The following is a 17,413-nucleotide window of genomic DNA, read 5'->3' on the forward strand; positions in this document are numbered from 1 at the left end:
GGTCAGGCCGGGGCGGCGCACCCGCCCGCCCGCGCCCCCGCGACCTTCCAGTCCGCCCCGGGGAACGGCGACATGAAGTGCGTCAGCAGGTCGACGGCGTAGTCCGGCACCCGGCCGCCCGCGTCGAGCAGCGAGACCATCTGCGGGCCGCCGGAGCCGCGCAGGGTGATCGAGTTCGTCTTGCCCTTCCCGGCGAAGCCCGGCTTGGCGTTGACCGCCAGGCAGGCCAGCCGCACCCCGCCCGCGCTGACCTCGTGCTTGGCGCCGATGCGCCGCATCCGCTGGTCGTAGCGGCGCAGGGCGAGCGAGGTGGTGGGGCCGATCCGCACCGACTCACGGAACACGTCGCCACCGACGTCCTTGGTCAGCTTGAGGCCAAGAGTGACGTCGGGGCGCAGCTTCACGCCCTCCGCGCCGATGTCGAGCCGGGCGTAGTCCCCCTCGAAGCCGGGCGTCAGGTAGCCGGCCACGCGCGGCCCCTTCAGACCGAACGGGATCCTGCCCGGCCGGATCTTGAGCCAGGACACCCGCCGCACCGACAGTGACAGATCTTCGATCGTGCTCTTGCCGAGCGCGAAGGCGCCGCCCACGTGATAGGAGAGGAATCCCTTGGTGTTGGGCACCTCCTTGGCCAGCGTGATCGGCTGGCGCGCGACCGGGTCGACGGTCAGCCCGGCGTGCAGCTCGATGCGCCCGGTGGGCACCGGTTTCGACACCAGGTCGAGCGACAGGTCGGGCTTCAGCCTGACGGTGGTGTCCGCGGCCAGGTCGGTCACGGCGACCGACACGGCCCCGAGCCTGCCCGACCGGTCCACGAGGCCGCCTTCCACGCCCAGGTAGCCGTCCAGGGTGCTCACGCCTCCCACGGCCTTGTAGGTGAGCGCGGGCACGCGCACCCCGCCGCCGGCCGCGTCGGCGTCCACGCCGAAGGTGGCCGGCACGTCCTTCAGCCGCAGTTCGCCGGTGCCCGCCCCGGGCAGGGTGACCTTCGCGGTGAGCCGGTCGACGGCCGCGGAGTTCTGCACGCGGACGCGGGTCTTCGCACCGTAGCTTCCGTGTACGGCGACCACGGCGGGCACCGGCTCGACCGTGAGCCGCCCGCGCAGGTCGCCCGCCTGGGCGTGCACGGACAGGGAGCCGAGTGTGGCCGCCGGTTCGATGCGGTAGAAGGCCCGCACGGTGTCGCGCCCGGTCACCTCGAAGGGACCGAGCGACATCCGGGTGATCTTCGAGGGCAGGCCGGTGAGCCTGGCGGTGGCCTTGATCGGCACCGGGGCCAGGACGGTGCTGGCCAGGTAGACGCCGAGGCCCCGGCTGCCCGGCCGGTAGCCGTCGAAGGTGAACGTCCTGGCCGCCAGGTCGACCGTGACCCGCTCCGGCAACCCGGTCACGTCGAGGTATCCCTGGATGCCGTAGCAGCCTCTGGCCGTACAGAACGGACCGGGCGCGCATCCCTGCGATCCCGCCGCGCAGCCGCCGTCCACCATCGAGAGCCCGCCCTCCACCACGGGGGCCGCGGGCATCCGCCGCAGCGCGCCCGCCTTGCCGAGCCAGGCGCGGGCCCGTACGTCGAGGCGGGTGCCCGCGTAGCTGAGAGTCGAGCCGGCGGCCGTGACGGTGAGGCGGCTGCCCTTCTCCAGGATCGGCCCGAGTGTGCCGAGCATGCCGAAGCGCAGATCGCCCCGGGTGACGTCGGCGTCGATCGCGACGCGCTGCCCGGCCGCGCGGAAGTCGGCGGTGAACCCTTCGCCCGCGGGGCTGAGCCGGACCGTCGACAGGCCCTTGATCCGCACGCTGGCGTCCAGGTCCCCGGTGGCCTCGTCGTAGTGGGCCGCGAGGTGGGGGCCCACCGGCGCCTTGGCGCCGTCGTGGTTGGTGAAGGCCAGCGCCGCCGTGCCGACCGGGCCCGACAGGCCGCGGAAGTGGTAGTCGCCCGGGTTCCAGGAGGCGTCGAACCTGGCGGGCACGCCGGTGACCCGGGCGGCGGCCCTGACCTCGCGGCCCTGCAGCTTGACGCGGGCGAGCGCGGTCACCGACCGCACGGGGGCGTCCGCGGTCCAGGTCAGCGTCCTGGCCGCGGTGTCCGCCACCAGCTCGGCGCGCTTGCCGACGCCGTCCATAGTGGCCTGGACGTCCTCGCCGCCGGGCGCGGTGACGTACTTCCTGTTCGCGTAGATCTGGACCTTCGGCAACGGGGAGGAGCTGGTGAACGCGACCGTCGACCGCTCCCCCAGCGCCCACGAGGCGCTGACGTCGCCCCGCACGCCGCGGACGGTGGCCTCGATCGTGGGGCCCTGGCGGGTGTTGGCGTAGGCGGCCCGCAGCTTGCCGATGTCGCCGCTGGCCCGGTAGACGGCCTTCCTGGCGGCGGGGTCGAGCGTCACGTCGACCCAGGCGGGCGTGTTGGAGATCTCCAGCCTGGCCAGGTGGGTGCCGTCGATGCTGGCGGCGCCGACGAAGGACCGGCCGCTCGCGGCGGCGGTGAGGCGGGCGTGCGGTTCGGCGCCGTACGTGACGTCGAAGCCGGACAGTCCGGACAGCAGCACCGAGACGCCGACGGCGGACCCGTTCTTGATCATGGTGACGTGGCCGCCGCGCGGGGTGGAGATCGCGCCCTCGCCGCGCTGCGCCACCATCGCGAACCGGCCGACAGGCGAGCTGGTCGAGTGCCGCACCCGGTGCTGCGCCGGGTCGCTCGTCAGGCGCAGCCGGGCGGGCAGACCGCTCAGCTCGGCCCGCAGCACGGTCCTGGCCGCCGCCCGGTCGAAGTAGAGGGCCCGGACCGTGCCCGCTCGGTGCAGCCGGGTGTCGAGGGCCAGCGTCTGCTTCGCGCCGGAGGAGCCGTACCTGGCGGTGAAGGCGGGCGGCACGTCCTCCAACGTCACGCTCGCCAGCTTGGACAGCCGCCCGTCGGCGTAGGACTGGTCGTGCACCTCGGCCTGGCCGATGGCGGCGGCAGCGGTCAGGCGGATCTCGGTGTCGCCGTCCCCGCGTTTCATCGTCACCCGCGCGCGTGTGGGCATGCGGTCCAGCACCGCCCTGGTCAGCCGGTCGCCGGTCACCACCAGCGTGTCCAGCCGCGCGGGCGCCGAGGCGGTGAGATCCAGCCTGGTCGCGTCGAGGGTGGCGTCGATCGTGAGGGTCTCGGTGGCGGGCGTCTGCCGCAGGCTCACCAGGGTGCGCCCGGTCAGCCCCGCCACGACGGCGGCGGACGCGCCGGGATCGGTGCGCTCGACGTCGGCCTTGACCCGCTTGCCCGCCGGATCGAGGGTGAACGTGCCCCGGTCCGAGGCGGACAGCGCCGAGCCCTCGCGCATGCCGTCGAAGCCGACCGAGAAACGCTCGTCGTACTCCGCCCATACGCGCGCCCGGAGTTCGGGACGGCCGGGGAGGCGCTTGACCGCGAAGTCGAGCCCGGCGATCTTCTGCCGGTCGGTCGCGGGCAGCAGCCTGGCCGCGAGGTCGGCGACGCCGTCGCCGGTGACGTCGGCGGCGACCGGCTTGATCAGCGGCTGACCTCCCGAGCAGGAGACGGGCACCTCGGCGCTCTCCACGCACAGGCGGTAGGTCAGCGGGCCGGCCGGCAGCCGGACCTGGTTGAACAGCCCCGCCAGCGGGGTGCTCAGCTTGAGAGGGGAGGCCTGGGAGGTGTCCGGCAGTACGGCTCGTGGGTCCGGGCCCGGCCCGCCTGCCCGCTCGCTCGCCTCGGCCTCGATCCGCTGGACCAGCGCGGGGCCCGCGGGCGTGGTCACCTCGGGCGCCTCGGGTCCGACCCGGCGGTCGTCGTCCCCGGCCGCGACGGTGGCCGACGACGGCTCCATCGGGACGTCGACCTGCGCGGGGCCCGGCTGGGACACCGGAGGCACCGGCTTGACGTCGACGGCGGTCGCACGCGCGTCCCTGACCGTACGCGCTTCGCCGGTCGTCTGTGCCTCGCCGGCCGTACGCGCTTCGCCTGCCGTACGGGCATCAGCGGTCGTACGGGCGGCGGCGGAGGGCAGCGGTGCCAGGACGACGGCTGCCAGCGACGCGGACGCGAGCACGCGTACGAGGGCGTGCCTGAAAGGCATGAAGAAGTTCCCCCGAAGCGGTGTAAATCAACCCATCAGCAACAGAAGTTACGAGCTGACCACATATAGTGACTTGTCGTCAAACCCCTGAGGACATGGGGCTCCAGTTTCTTCGGAGCGAAGGCTCGATGGGCACAGGCTCAATGGGCGCAGGCGCGGGGTCAGGGGTCGTGGGGGCGCAGGCGTGGGAGCCAGCCAGGCACGGCCGCTCGGTAGGCGTCGTACTCGGCGCCGAACCTGCGGCGCAGCAGCGGCTCCTCGCGCCGGCGGACGAAGGCCGTCACCACGACGGCGACCACCGCGGCGTATCCGAGGAGTTCGGACCGGCCGAGCAGCATGGCCTGACCGATGATCACCGAAAAGATCGCCACGTACATGGGATTGCGTACGTACCGGTAGAAACCACCGACGACCAGCCGCTCCGGCGGAGCCACCGGAACCGGGGTGCCGAAGCCCTCGACCACGAACCGGACGAACGCGTGCACCAGGACCACGGCCCCGGCGAGGATCAGCAGCGCTCCCACCAGCCGGATCGGGAGCATCAGCGCCACGGGAAGCGGGGCGCGAGGCTGCCAGCCGGTGATCCACCAGGGGATCAGGACCGCGACGGTCCCGGGAGCGGCGGCGAAGAACAACGCGCTGCCGACGGCGGCCGGAGTCCTGCGCATGACCCACCTCCATGGAATTCATTCCATGATGAGTTTAGGCACAGCGAAAAGCAGCCGTCAACATTTTTCGGATATATCCCTCTACAAACGGCTAAATGCCGCACCCACGGACGGATGCGGCATTTGCCTTGAGATTTATCGCCAGCCGGCCTCTCGACCTGGCTCAGTACTCGTCGTCACCGCGGCGCTCAGGCCAGCCACGACCGCCATCTTCGTCGGCCCACCACGTGTCGTGCTCGCGGTCGCCCGCCCACCACCGATTCTTGTCGTCGTCCTTGTGGTCCTTGTGACCCCTGTGGACGCCGTGGTCGCTGTGGTCTTTGTGATCCCTGTCGTCCTCGTGATCCTTGTCGTCCCCATGGTCCTTATCGTCATCGGGGACTTCCACGGGCGGACCTTCAGGACCCTGCGGTCCGGGCGGACCCACCGGCCCCTGGGGCCCCCTGTTGTGGTGGTCGTCGTGCTTGTGGCCATGGTGGCGGCCGTGGTGATGACCGTGGTGGTGGCAGTGGTGGTGGCGGCACCCCCACCAGCGGTGGCCGCAACCGCGGTGCTTGCAGCCCACGGTCGGCTTCTCGCCGAGCGTGGTCATCTGGACAGCCGCGCCGGCCACCCGCAGCTCGCCGGCGCTGGCCGACTGCGCGGCCGGGAGGAGCATGACGCTCGCCGCCGCCGTCGCGAGTGCGAGAGTGACGGCTCGCTTGGAGAAGAGCGCGCGATGCACTCGACTTTCATTCTTCATGGGCGATCGTTCCGTTCATGGGTTTATCGACCTGGAAGCGGGCGCCGACTCGAACGCCTCGCCACTCCGCCAGACATACCCCTGTCGATCATCCGCTTTATCTTGCATAAATGTAATGTGCACTCAAAGTCTCGCCATTTCCGGCGGCCACCGATTGCACATATGCCCTATGACCCAATTTCACCCGACAAAGTCGCCACACGGGCCTTGGCGGAAAAATCAGTTTTCATGGGGTGGCCATTTGGTGATTCGGGTAACGAACCGCTTGTGATCAACGTTCACCGACCTTTGATTCTCGCCCTCTGCCTGGGGCTCCCGGTCGTTCCAGGCATCGCCGTCGCCGACACCACGCCGCTGGAGATCGTCCTGCGTCCCGGCGACCGTGGTGACAGCGTCAAGCGGCTTCAGCGGCTGCTGCGCGAGGAGGGCTATCTCTGGGGCCGGGTGAGTGGCGTGTACGACGACCAGACCACGGCCGCCGTCTGGGGGTTCCAGAAGCTCCACGGCATCCGCCCGCGCGCGAAGGTCGACCACGCCGTGTGGCGGGCGCTGGAGCGTCCGCGCAGACCACGGCCCCTGGTGCCGAGGGGAGCCGGCGACCGGGTCGAGATCGACCTGCGCCGGCAGATGCTCATCGTCTACCGGAGCCGCCGCCCGGTGCTGATCACCCACATGTCCAGCGGCGCCGGCGTGCGCTTCTGCAACGGCGGCTACTGCCGGACGGCGACGACCCCGGTGGGCGACTTCCGCGTCACCACGCGGGCTCCCGGCTGGACGACCGGGCCGCTCGGCTCGATGTACAACTCGCTGTACTTCGTCGGCGGGGTGGCGATGCACGGCTCGACCAAGGTGCCGCTGTGGCCGGCGTCGCACGGCTGCGTCCGCCTGCCGATGAAGGCGGCCGACCGGCTCTACCACCTGGTCGGCATCGGCGAGCCCGTATACGTCCGTGGCAAGTCCATCGTGGTGCCCGGCCGGAGGTAAAACCCGTTGCGCCGCTGGGCCAGAATGATCGTGTGATCACCTCTGAGCCGCGCGCCCTGCTGATCACCGGCACGGTGGGGTCGGGCAAGACGGCGACGGCCGACGCCCTCGGCGGCCTGCTCGCCGACGCGGGGATCCCCAACGCGGTGGTCGACCTCGACTGGCTCCGCCGCTCGTGGCCGTCCCCGCCGGGCGACCCGTTCAACGCCGCGATGACCCTGCGCAACCTGCGCGACGTCGCCCGCAACTACCTGGCGGCCGGGGTCTCCCGGCTGGTCCTGGCGGGGGTCGTGGAGAGCCGCGCGGAGCGCCGGCGCTACGAGGAGACGCTCGCCGCCGAGCTCACCGTCTGCCGGCTCCGGGTCGCCCTGCCCGCCGTGCACCGCCGGCTCACCCGCCGTCACGAGGGCGACGAGGCCGGCCTGCGCTGGCACGTCGAGCGCTCGGGCGAGCTCGACCGGATCCTGGACGCCGCCTCGGTCGAGGACGTCGTGGTCGAGGCGGCGGATCGCCCCGCGACGGCGGTGGCCGCCGCGGTGCTCGACGCGGTCGGCTGGCGCTGACGTCCGGGGCGACCACCGTTTCGGCAGAGCCCATCAGGCCGGGATCCCGGCGTCACAGCCAGCCGCGCCGGGTGGCCTCCATCGCGATCTGGAACCTCGTCTGCGCCCCGAGCCGCCTCATCAGCCGGGTGATGTGCCGCTGGACGGTCCGCTCGCTCCACCCCAGCGCCCGGCTCGCGGCCTTGTCCGTCGCCCCCGAGGCCAGCAGCGTCAGCAGCCTCGCCTCGTCCTCCGACGGCTCCGCCGTGTCCGGGCCGCCGGCGCCGTGCTCGGTCAGCCGGACCGGGACGCTGCGCTCCCACAGCGCCTCGAAGAGTGCGAGCAGCGCGTCCAGCAGCGGTGACGGGTGGATCAGGTACGACGCGGCGACCGCGTCGTCCCCGGCCCGCAGCAGCGGGATGATGGCGAGACGGTCGTCGGAGATGGCGAGCTTCATCGGCAGGTTCGCGGCGATCCTGGCCTGCTCGCCCTGCCGCATCCCGGTCGTGACGTCGTCCAGCCAGCCGGGCAGTTCCAGCACGCTGGTGTCGTAGATGACCCGGTACTTCACGCCCCGCCGGAGCAGGCTGAGCTCGGTCCGGTTGGGCTCGGTGTGCTCCTGTGGGGCGGCGTACGGCGGCCGGTCGAAGCCGCGCATCTGCGCACGGGTGTTCTGCTGCATCTGCACCCAGCGGTGGTTGACCTCGTCGCGCCCGGAGATCACCTCGATCAGCTCGCCGGGGTGGGCGAAACGGGTGTTGGCCCGGTAGATGTCCATCAGGGAGCGGACGTGTGAGCGCACGTCGTGCAGGGCGCGCTCGCGCTCGCGGACGATCGCCTCCAGGCTGCTGTCCGGCGAAACGGCCACGTAGCGGGTGGGGCGGGCGGTCGAGCGGGTGGCCAGGCCGAGCGTGACGAGTGACTGCAGCGTCTTCCTGGCGGCCGACTCCGGCAGGTGGCAGTCGTGGACGATCTCCGACACGGTCGCCTGCGTCCGGCGGACGAGCGCGTCGTACACGGCCTCGTCCTGACGGCTCAACCCGATCGCTTCCAGCATCCCGGCCTCCTGTCGTACATCCGCCACCTGGCAGGAACTCGCCCCCGACACACCTTGTCAGGAAATATCCGGAGATGTCAGCGTTCATCTGCATCATCGACCCCCGTGGTCACCTGAACGAAGGAGTGTCATGCCGCTGTCCCCCCGCCGGCCATTCGGGCGACGCCTGTTACCAGCCGCGCTGCTGGCACTCGGACTGCTGGCCGCGCTGACGCCCGCGACCCCGGTGGCTGCCGCCGTGGACCCGCCCGCGAACCCGAAGATCGACAGCGCGCTCACCGGCCAGATGCGGGCCGCCGGCGCGCGGATCGAGGCCGCCGTCATCCTGCGCCCCCACCAGGTCCCGCCCACGACGAAGGCCGCGCCGGCCGAGATGCGCACAGCGCTGACCCGCACGGCCGAGTCCGCGCAGAGCCCCGTGACCGACCTGGTCGAGTCCCGCGGCGACCAGGTGGTCAACACCTTCTGGATCAAGAACATGGTGCTGGTACGGGCCACGCCCGCGACGCTGGAGGACCTGGCGGCGCTCGACCTGGTCGAGCGGATCATCCCCAACTTCCGGCTGACCGTCCCGGAGACGCCGAAGTCGCCGGCCGGCGCGAAGGCCGCCGCCGAGCCGTTCACCTGGGGCCTGACGAAGATCGGCGCCGACCGGCTGCAGACCGAGACCGGGCTCACCGGTGCGGGCGTGCTGGTGGCGATGCTCGACAGCGGCATCGACATCACCCACCCCGACCTCGCGGGCAAGCTCGTCACCGACGACGCGTCGGACCCCCGCCATCCGGGCGGCTGGCTCGAGTTCGGCCCTGACGGCAAGCCGGTGCCGTCCGGCCCGCATGACAGCGCCACCCACGGCACCCATGTGGCGGGCACGATCGTCGGCGGGAACGCCTCCGGCACCCAGATCGGCGTCGCCCCCGGCGCCAGGATGATGGTCGGCCTGGTCACCCCGGGCGGCAGCGGAACGCTGGCCCAGGTGATCGCCGGCATGCAGTGGGCGCTCGCGCCGTACACCGCCGACGGCACCGCGGCGGGCGAGCCCGCGGACGTCATCAGCATGTCGCTGGGCGGGATGGGCTACGGCTCGGAGTTCATCGAACCGGCCAGGAACATCGTCCGCGCCGGCGCCTTCCCCTCCTTCGCCATCGGCAACAACTGCCCCCCTGGCGCCTCGTCGAGCCCGGCCAACGTGTACGAGGCCGTGGCCGTCGGTGCGACCGACGTCAACGACGACGTGGCCGACTTCTCCTGCGGCGGCACGGTCAACCGCACCGACTGGGCCGGCGCGCCGGCCGACTGGCCGGAGACCTACGTCGTGCCGGACGTCTCCGCGCCGGGCGTCGGCGTGCTCTCCACCGTGCCCGACGGCGGGTACGCCTACTACGACGGCACCTCGATGGCGACGCCGCACGTGTCCGGCACGGTCGCGCTGATGCTCCAGGCCCGCCCCGGGCTCACCGTGGAGGAGGCCCTGGAGACCCTCATCGGCACCTCCTTCCACGACGAGCGCTACGGCGAGCTGCCGAACCCACGGCACGGCCACGGCCGGATCGACGCCTACGCCGCGGTCACCGAGGCGGCGCTGACGAGCGGCGTCCGGGGAACCGTGATCGACGAGCGCGACCGTGAGCCGCTCGCCGGGGTGACGGTCACCCGCGCGGACGGCAGGAGCGTCACGAGCGACGAGGACGGCCGGTTCGAGATGCGCCTGCCCGCGGGCGAGCACGACCTGAAGCTGTCCCGGTTCGGCTACCACGCGCGGACGATGGACGTGCGGGTCCAGGCGGACCGGTTCGCCGAGGTGCGGCCGGGGCTGGCGCGCACCCGCTGGGGCACGGTCTCGGGCCAGGTGGTCTACGGCCCGACCGGCTCGTCGGTGCCCGGCGCCACGGTCAGGGTTCTCGACGTGCCCGATCCGCTGACCGCGCGGACCGACCGCCACGGCCGCTACCGGATCGAGAACGTGCCCGAGGGCGACTACCGGGTCAGCGCCTTCGCCGCCGGCGTGTCCAGGTCCGACCCGGTGGACGTCAGTGTGGACGGCCGGCGGGCGCGCGGGACGGCGGACCTGTCCCTCCCGAGGCCGCCGGCCACCGGGCGGGCCTCCCTGGGCTCCGACGGACGGCAGGGCAACGACGAGGCGTGGTGGCCGGAGCTGAGCGACGACGGCGGCGTGGTGGTCTTCGCCAGCCCGGCGGGCAACCTCGCCGACGGCGACACCAACGGCCAGCTCGACATCTTCGCGACCGACGTGCGCACCCTGACGACCACGCGGGTCTCGGTGTCGTCGGAAGGCGGGCAGGGCGACGGTTTCCACCTGTCGCCGACGGTCAGCGCCGACGGCCGGTACGTCGGCTTCAACAGCAACTCCACGAACCTGGTGCCCGGCGACACCAACGGCCAGACCGACAGCTTCGTGCACGACCGGCAGACCGGCAGGACCGAGCGGATCTCCGTCGGGCACGACGGCGCCCAGGCCGACGCCTCCTCCTACCCGCCCGCCTTCACCGCCGACGGCCGCTTCGCGATCTACAACAGCGACGCCACGAACCTGGTGCCGGGGGACACCAACGGCATGACGGACGTCTTCCTCTACGACCGGCAGACGGGGAAGAACGAGCGGATCTCCGTCGGGCAGGACGGCGCGCAGGCCGACGCCAACTCCCGCGAGGAGACGATCAGCGCCGACGGCCGCTTCGTCGCCTTCCAGAGCGACGCCACCAACCTGGTGCCGGGCGACACCAACGGCGTGGCCGACGTCTTCGTCCGCGACCTGCGGACGGGGACCACCAAGCTGGTCACCGCGCCGCACCCGGCGACCCAGACCGTCGGCCCGCAGATCAGCGCGGACGGGCGCGTGGTCGTCTTCAGCAACGGCGTCGGACTCGGCCACCTGTACGCGCACACCCTGGAGACCGGCGTGAACGAGCTGGTGTCGGCGACTCCGGCCGGCGACGAGGCCCACGGCATGTTCTTCGCCCCCTCCCTCAGCGCCGACGGGCGCACGGTCGCCTTCTACAGCGAGGCGTCCGACCTCGTCGAGGGCGACACGGGCACCGGGTACGACGTGTTCGTCCGTGATCTCGACTCCCGCACCACCGAGCGGATCACCCTCGGCCCGAAGGGGGTGGAGGCCGACGGCTGGTCCGACTCGCCGTCGATCAGCGGCGACGGCCGGTATGTCGCGTACTCCAGCAGCGCGGCCAACCTGGTGGAGGGCGACACCAACCGGCGCTCGGACGTCTTCCTCCACGACCGGGTCCCCGGCCCCGAGCCGAGGTTCGCGGTGAGCGAGCTTGAGATCAGGCCGTCCGCCGTCCGGCCCGGCCGATCGGTGCGGATCGAGGCCAGGGTCAAGAACGTCGGCGAGCGGGCGGGCTCCTACGACGCGGTGCTGCGCGTGAACGGGGAGGTGGACCAGCGGCGGAGCGTCGAGCTGGGCCCGGACCGGGACACGCGGATCAGCTTCACCGTGCGGCGCGGCGAGCAGGGCACGTACCTGATCACGCTGGGCCCGCTCAACGGGGAGTTCCAGGTCAAGCGCTGACGGATCGGCAGGACTTGGCAGGAGCGCACCTCACCGGCGCTCCTGCCATCTGCCGTTCGCGCGAAAACAGGTCGAGCCGGGGCGGGGCCACTGGCTACCGTTCGACCGGTGCGCCCCGTTCTCGAGACCGACCGCCTGATCCTGCGTCGCTTCACCGACGCCGACGCCGACGCCCTGTACGACCTGCACAACGACCCCGCCGTGACCCGCCTGATCAACGGCGGCCGGCCGATCCCCCGCGCGGTGATCGTCGGCGAGACGCTGCCCAGGTTCGTCGCGTCGGGTTTCTTCGCCGCGATCGTCCGCCCGACCGGCGAGTTCGCCGGCTGGTTCCACCTGCGGGCCCCCGAAGGCGTCCCGGCCGACGAGCTGGAGCTGGGCTACCGGCTGCACCAGCGGGTCTGGGGCCGGGGCTACGCCACCGAGGGGTCCCTCGCCCTCATCGACAGGGCCTTCACCGAGCTCGGCGCCCGCCGCGTCTTCGCCCGCACGATGACCGTCAACACCCGCTCCCGCCGCGTCATGACCAAGTGCGGCCTGCGCCATGTCCGTACCTTCTTCGAGGACTGGCCGGAGACCATCGAGGGCTCCGAGCAGGGCGACGTGGAGTACGAGCTGCTTCGCGACGACTGGCGGGCGAGCCGGGACACCGCCACGGCGTAGCACGCACGCGCATGCCTATCGGTCGGCGGTCACGGCCCTGCTCTTCCGGGAGCGGTAATTGGCCGCCTTGACGCGATTGCCGCATTCCTCCATGCCGCACCACTGCCGGTTGCCGGCCCGGGACCGGTCGATGAAGATCCGGGTGCAGTCGGGGTGGCCGCACTCGCGGATGCGCGACCGATCGAGGCCGGCCAGGAGCGCGATGGCCGTCCTGGCCACCTCGGCGGCGACCGCCGTGACGTCGCCGACGCGGATCATGCCCGAGGGGGTGAGCGTCGTCCGGGGCGCCGGGCCTTCCGCCGCCCGGTTGAGCTCGTGCAGGTCGTCCTCCGGCCAGGGCCGGCCGTCCATCGCGTGGCGCGCCAGCCGGTAGACGACCTCGCGCAGCGCCACCGTCCGCCGCAGCCCGGCGGCGTCCACCGGCGGCTCCTCGCTGAGAACCCCGGCCTCGACCGACCACCGGGCCAGATCGGCGGGCGTGGCCAGCAGCTCCTCGGGATCGCTCCGCCGCCACTTGAGCGTCCCGACCAGGTCGAGGGCGAGGTCGCCGCTGACGAACACGAAACCCATGTCACCACCTTGACAGGTGACGCGGGCGGGCGCAATGGTGGCGTCACCTGTCAAGCCGGTGACGCTCTCGCGGGAGGTCGTCGCCCGTCCCCGGAGCTCGCATTGATCACTGACGACGACTACCTCTATTTCACCCGCCGGGCCCTGGACGGCATGATCGGCATCGTGGCAGGGCTCGGCGACGAGCTCGCCAACGTCCGGCCGCCGCTCCCCGGCGCGAACAGCCCGTACGCGCTGCTCACCCACTGCCTCGGCGTGGTCTCGTACTGGGCCGGCGCCCTGGTGGCGGGGCGTGAGGTGGCGCGCGACCGCGACGCCGAGTTCACCGCCTCCGGCCCGGTGCGCCCGCTGCTGGACCGGGCGGCGGCGGTGCGCGCCGCGCTGGCCGAGGACGCGCACGCCGCCGTCCCCTCCGGCCCGCTGCGCGGCACTCCGCCGCCCGGCTTCCTGGGCCCCGACCGCGAACTGACCCAGGGCGCGGCGCTGCTGCACGTGTACGAGGAACTCGCCCAGCACCACGGCCAGATGGAGATCATCCGGGACGCCATCCTGGCCGGGGCGGGGGCCAGGGCATGACCGCCTTCCAACGCGTGGACGTCGATCGGCTGCGCGCGGGCCATGGCGTCAAATGGGGCTCGCTGCCGCCCGGCACCCTCGGTTCCTGGGTCGCCGACATGGATTTCGGGGTCCCGCCCGCGGTGCGGGAGAGCATCCTGCGGGTCACCGAACGGCAGGACTTCGGGTACCCGTTCTGGCCGGACGGGGATCCGGTGATCGAGGCGTTCGAGGACCGGATGGCCACCCGGCACGGCTGGCGGCCGGAGCCGGGACGAACTCGCGTGTTCACCGATCTCATCCAGGTCCTGCAGGTGATGATCGAGCACGCGACCCGGCCCGGCGACGCCGTCGCGATCCACGTGCCCGCCTATCCGCCGTTCCTGGCGAGCATCGTCAGGTCGGGGCGGCGCGTCGTGCCGCTGCCGATGCGGTGGCGGGAGGCGGGCTGGGACTTCGACGGCGACGGCCTGGCCGACCGGCTGCGCGCCCAGGGCTGCCGGATGCTGGTGCTGGTCAACCCGCACAACCCCACCGGCAGGGTGTTCACCGGCGCCGAGCTGGCGCTGCTCGCCGAGGTGGCCGCGGAGCTGGACCTGGTGGTCCTGGCTGACGAGATCCACGCCGACCTGACGTTCCGGCCCGCCCGGCACATCCCGTTCGCCTCGCTGGGCGACGAGACCGCGGCGCGCACGATCACCACCACCTCGGCCACCAAGGCGTTCAACATCGCCGGGCTTCGCTGCGCCGTCGCGCACGTCGGGGCTGAACGGGTGCATCGGTCGCTGGCCGAGGCCCCGCTGGACTACTTCGGCACGCCGAGCACGCTGAGCCGGGTCGCCACCGTGGCGGCCTGGCGCGAGGGTGACGCCTGGTCCGCGGAGCTGATGCGCACCCTGGAGCACAACCGGGGCCTCGTCGCCGAGTGGGCGGCGGCGCTGCCGTGGGACCTGCGCTACCACTCGCCGGAGGCGACCTATCTGAGCTGGTTCGACTTCACCGGCACGCCGATCGGCGCCGGCGCACCGGCCGAGCACGTGCTCAACAGGGCGCGGGTCAAGCTCAGCGAGGGGGCGGAGTTCGCCCAGGGCACCGATGTCGACTGCGCCGCGTTCGCCCGGCTCAACTTCGCCACCAGCCCGTCCCTGCTGCGGGAGATCCTGGCCCGCCTCGCGGCCCTCTGACCGCCACCTACGGGAAGACGCATGCCAGGGCACCTGGTGCACTGGTCAGACCAGTCGTTAAGGTGCTTCCCATGACGGCATACGAGCGGTTGTTCCGCCTGGACGGGCGGCGTGCGGTGGTCATCGGCGCCGGGAGCGGCATCGGCAGGGAGGCGGCGCTCGCCCTGGCCGCGCACGGCGCCTCGGTGGTGTGCGCGGACAAGGACCTGGCGGCCGCGCAGGACACCGCCGGGCAGTGCGGCGGCACGGCGCGGCTGCTCGACGTGCTGGACACCGAGGCGGTCCGGGCATGCGCCGACGAGATCCCCGCCGACGTCCTGGTGTTCACCGCCGCCACCAACGTGCGCAAGCGGCTGCTGGACTACTCCAGCGAGGAGTTCGACCGGGTCGTGCACCTCAACCTGCGCGCCTCGTTCGAGGTGCTGCGGGCCTTCGGCGCGGGCATGGTGGCGCGGGGCGGGGGCTCGATCATCGGCTTCGCGTCCATCCGCGCCAGCGTGACCGAGCCCGGCCAGAGCGTCTATTCGGCGACGAAGGCCGGGCTCGTGCAACTGCTGCGCACCGCGGCGGCCGAGTTCGGCCCGCACGGGGTGCGGGTCAACGCGATCGCGCCGGGCGTGGTGGAGACGCCCCTGACCCAGCAGATCAAGGACGACCCCGCCTGGTACGACGCGTACGCGGCCAAGAGCGCGCTGGGCCGCTGGGCCACCGCCGAGGAGATGGCCGGCGCGGTGGTCTACCTGGCCGGCGACGCCGCCGGCTTCGTCACCGGCTCGGTGCTCTACGTGGACGGCGGCTGGACCGCCGTGGACGGCCGCTTCGACCCGCCCCGGTGAGCCGTCAGCGGATCTCCATGGCGGGCAGCACGTCGTTGGCGAGCGTCCCGACCTCGTCGACCCGGATCCGCACCCGGTCGCCCGGCGTCAGGGTGAAGTCCTGGCCGGGCACCAGGCCGGTGCCGGTGGACAGGATCACGCCCCGAGGGTGCCGGTCGGCCCGGAACAGGTAGCCGACCAGGTCGTCGAGGCGGCGGTGGAGCTGCGAGGTGGCGGCCGTGCCCTCCCAGGTGACCTCGCCGCCACGGAAGATCGTCATCTCGATCTCCAGGGCGTACGGGTCGGGGACCTCCCAGGCGGGGCGGATGCCGGGGCCGAGCGCGGTGGCGCCGGCGAACATCTTGGCCTGCGGGAGGTAGAGCGGGTTCTCCCCCTCGATGGAACGGGAGCTGACGTCGTCGCAGACGGTGTAGCCGGCGATCTCGCCGCTGGCCGTGACGACCACGGCCAGCTCCGGCTCGGGGACGTCCCAGGTGGAGTCGGGCCGCACGCCGATGGCCTCGTCATGCGCACGCACCCGCCGGCCGATCGACTTGAAGAACAGCTCGGGGCGCTCGGCGTCGTAGACCCGCTGGTAGATGTCGGGCTCGGTGCTCTCCTCGACCCTGGCCTCGCGGGACTGCCGGTAGGTGACGCCGGCCGCCCACACCTCGGTGTCGGGATCGACGGGCGCGGCGGGCGTCACCTCGTCGATCGGCTCGGAAGCCGCTTCGAGCAGCGTACGGAAGTGATCGAGGTCGGCGGAGAGCGCGTCGCCGAGCGAGAAGCCGGCGGGCAGCGCGCGGTCGCCGCCCGCGGCGCGCACCGCCCAGCGGGAGGAACGAGAGCAACGAACGAGGTGCATGAGCGCCTTCCTGTCAAGCGAACAGTGCTCCCGGTCAGGGCCCCGGCCGGGGCCCGTCCAGGTCACGGCGTGCCCGCGCCGGGCTCGCCATGTCCGGCAGCCTACTCAAGCGCTTTTCCGGTGCTGTGCCCGCGTCAGGCCGCGAACTCGGGGTAGCCGTACCCGACGACCTGCGACGTGGGACGGACCCGCTCCTCGACCTTGCCGTTGCCGGTGTTGCCCTCGATCGTGGTGATCGTGCCGTCGCCGTTGTCCTTCTTGACCAGGCCGACGTGGTCGATGGCGCTGGTGGTCTTGGCGCCGTTCCAGTCGTAGAAGACCACGGAGCCGGGCTTGGCGACGGTGCCCCAGCGCTGGTTGGCCTTGAACCAGTCGGCGTAGGTGACGGTGTAGGCGTCCCAGCCGACCGAGGTCCGGGCGCCGGCCTTCTCACCGACCCAGGAGACGAACATCGCGCACCACGGGGCGTTGGCGTACAGCTGCGGCCGGCCGCCGCCGTCGCGGGCCAGGGTCTCGGTGGCGCGCGGGGAGGACATGTACCAGCTGTGGTACGGCGTGCCGCCGCCTGCCGCGTTCTCCTTCACACCGATCTGGGACTCGGCGACCCGCAGCAGGGTCTGCGTGCTGACCTTGCCGGTCTCGGCGACGGGGACCGCCTTCTGCTGCGACGGGTGCTCGGCCGCCATGGCGGCGGTGCCGCCCAGGGTGGCGCCGGCGGCGACGCTCAGTCCAAGAGCGAAGGTGACGATGTTGGACCGGCTATAAGCGCGCTTGAGGATGTTCTTTGCCATTCTGGGGGTGCTCCTTACTTCCATGCCGCCTACCGGGTTAGCTGACGGGTTCGGGCGTGGAAGTGCCCTACGGATGCCTCAGGAGAGAGCAACCGATTCACCCCAGAAATACGTGGGTCCCCGGTTTCGCGAGTTTCGCGGATTCGGCGGCCGCGGCAGACCTGTGATCGAACAGAGGCACAGGTCAGCCACGGTCTCGGCGATTGCAACGGCCACGCGGGCATGTGAAAGACCCTGGCGTGTACCGCGGATGACTCAAAGGTAAGTGAACGGCATAGAACGATGCAAGTGCAGGGCTTGACTCCCTCACGGAATCCCCTGTCACGCAAGGGATTCAGCCCTCCATTCTTTACCTTTCTC

The 17,413-nt window shown here is 72.0% G+C and carries 14 protein-coding genes and 1 riboswitch; of the genes, 7 read left to right on the forward strand and 7 right to left on the reverse strand.

Annotation, left to right across the window (positions count from 1 at the left end; all coding sequences use genetic code 11):
* Positions 1–2: 2 nt before the first annotated feature.
* The 3 genes from ACIBQX_RS02655 to ACIBQX_RS02665 form a co-directional block, all read right to left on the reverse strand.
* Positions 3–4,070, reverse strand: coding sequence for a hypothetical protein (locus tag ACIBQX_RS02655; protein WP_396999828.1), 4,068 nt, complete (start codon positions 4,068–4,070; stop codon positions 3–5).
* A 161-nt stretch (positions 4,071–4,231) separates the two neighbouring features.
* Positions 4,232–4,738: a methyltransferase family protein gene (locus tag ACIBQX_RS02660; RefSeq protein ID WP_396999830.1), complete on the reverse strand. Its 507-nt coding sequence runs from the start codon at positions 4,736–4,738 to the stop codon at positions 4,232–4,234.
* Positions 4,739–4,901: 163 nt separating this feature from the next.
* On the reverse strand, positions 4,902–5,480 hold the full coding sequence (locus tag ACIBQX_RS02665; protein WP_396999832.1) for a hypothetical protein: 579 nt from the start codon (positions 5,478–5,480) through the stop codon (positions 4,902–4,904).
* A 288-nt stretch (positions 5,481–5,768) separates the two neighbouring features.
* Between ACIBQX_RS02665 and ACIBQX_RS02670 the strand changes: the two genes are divergently transcribed.
* The gene (locus ACIBQX_RS02670; RefSeq protein ID WP_396999834.1) at positions 5,769–6,464 is read left to right on the forward strand and encodes a L,D-transpeptidase family protein; all 696 of its coding nucleotides are present in this window, start codon (positions 5,769–5,771) and stop codon (positions 6,462–6,464) included.
* A gap of 32 nt (positions 6,465–6,496) precedes the next feature.
* Entirely contained in the window at positions 6,497–7,027 is a 531-nt protein-coding gene (locus ACIBQX_RS02675) for a hypothetical protein (protein WP_396999836.1), read from the forward strand.
* Positions 7,028–7,079: 52 nt separating this feature from the next.
* Here the strand turns inward: ACIBQX_RS02675 and ACIBQX_RS02680 are convergent, their stop codons facing one another.
* Complete coding sequence (locus ACIBQX_RS02680) at positions 7,080–8,063, reverse strand: helix-turn-helix domain-containing protein (RefSeq protein ID WP_396999838.1); 984 nt, start codon at positions 8,061–8,063, stop codon at positions 7,080–7,082.
* A 130-nt stretch (positions 8,064–8,193) separates the two neighbouring features.
* On the opposite strand from ACIBQX_RS02680, the gene ACIBQX_RS02685 reads away from it, so the two are divergent.
* Together ACIBQX_RS02685 and ACIBQX_RS02690 are read left to right on the forward strand one after the other, a co-directional pair.
* A complete protein-coding gene (locus ACIBQX_RS02685; protein ID WP_396999840.1) occupies positions 8,194–11,610 on the forward strand; it encodes a S8 family serine peptidase in 3,417 nt (1,138 codons plus the stop codon).
* A 108-nt stretch (positions 11,611–11,718) separates the two neighbouring features.
* A complete protein-coding gene (locus ACIBQX_RS02690) occupies positions 11,719–12,273 on the forward strand; it encodes a GNAT family N-acetyltransferase (RefSeq protein ID WP_396999842.1) in 555 nt (184 codons plus the stop codon).
* A 15-nt stretch (positions 12,274–12,288) separates the two neighbouring features.
* Here the strand turns inward: ACIBQX_RS02690 and ACIBQX_RS02695 are convergent, their stop codons facing one another.
* Positions 12,289–12,843: a CGNR zinc finger domain-containing protein gene (locus ACIBQX_RS02695; RefSeq protein WP_396999844.1), complete on the reverse strand. Its 555-nt coding sequence runs from the start codon at positions 12,841–12,843 to the stop codon at positions 12,289–12,291.
* A gap of 102 nt (positions 12,844–12,945) precedes the next feature.
* Here ACIBQX_RS02695 and ACIBQX_RS02700 point away from each other — a divergent pair, with 102 nt between their 5' ends.
* The 3 genes from ACIBQX_RS02700 to ACIBQX_RS02710 all read left to right on the forward strand — a co-directional run bounded on the left by ACIBQX_RS02700 (position 12,946) and on the right by ACIBQX_RS02710 (position 15,418).
* Complete coding sequence (locus ACIBQX_RS02700) at positions 12,946–13,419, forward strand: DUF664 domain-containing protein (protein WP_396999846.1); 474 nt, start codon at positions 12,946–12,948, stop codon at positions 13,417–13,419.
* Positions 13,416–14,582: a MalY/PatB family protein gene (locus tag ACIBQX_RS02705; RefSeq protein ID WP_396999848.1), complete on the forward strand. Its 1,167-nt coding sequence runs from the start codon at positions 13,416–13,418 to the stop codon at positions 14,580–14,582. Before ACIBQX_RS02700 ends, ACIBQX_RS02705 begins: the two co-directional genes overlap by 4 nt.
* Before the next feature lie 71 nt (positions 14,583–14,653).
* Positions 14,654–15,418 (forward strand): SDR family NAD(P)-dependent oxidoreductase, encoded by a 765-nt coding sequence (locus tag ACIBQX_RS02710; RefSeq protein WP_396999850.1) that lies wholly within the window; start codon positions 14,654–14,656, stop codon positions 15,416–15,418.
* Positions 15,419–15,422: 4 nt separating this feature from the next.
* On the opposite strand, the gene ACIBQX_RS02715 is transcribed toward ACIBQX_RS02710, so the two are convergent.
* On the reverse strand, positions 15,423–16,262 hold the full coding sequence (locus ACIBQX_RS02715) for a fumarylacetoacetate hydrolase family protein (RefSeq protein ID WP_396999852.1): 840 nt from the start codon (positions 16,260–16,262) through the stop codon (positions 15,423–15,425).
* A gap of 134 nt (positions 16,263–16,396) precedes the next feature.
* Positions 16,397–17,053, reverse strand: a complete 657-nt coding sequence (locus ACIBQX_RS02720; RefSeq protein ID WP_396999854.1) for a CHAP domain-containing protein — start codon at positions 17,051–17,053, stop codon at positions 16,397–16,399.
* 11 nt (positions 17,054–17,064) lie between these two features.
* Positions 17,065–17,212: riboswitch (cyclic di-AMP (ydaO/yuaA leader) on the reverse strand.
* Positions 17,213–17,413: the final 201 nt, after the last annotated feature.

The sequence above is a fragment of the Nonomuraea sp. NPDC049714 genome (assembly GCF_044465295.1).
In the GTDB taxonomy this organism is placed as follows: Bacteria; Actinomycetota; Actinomycetes; order Streptosporangiales; family Streptosporangiaceae; genus Nonomuraea.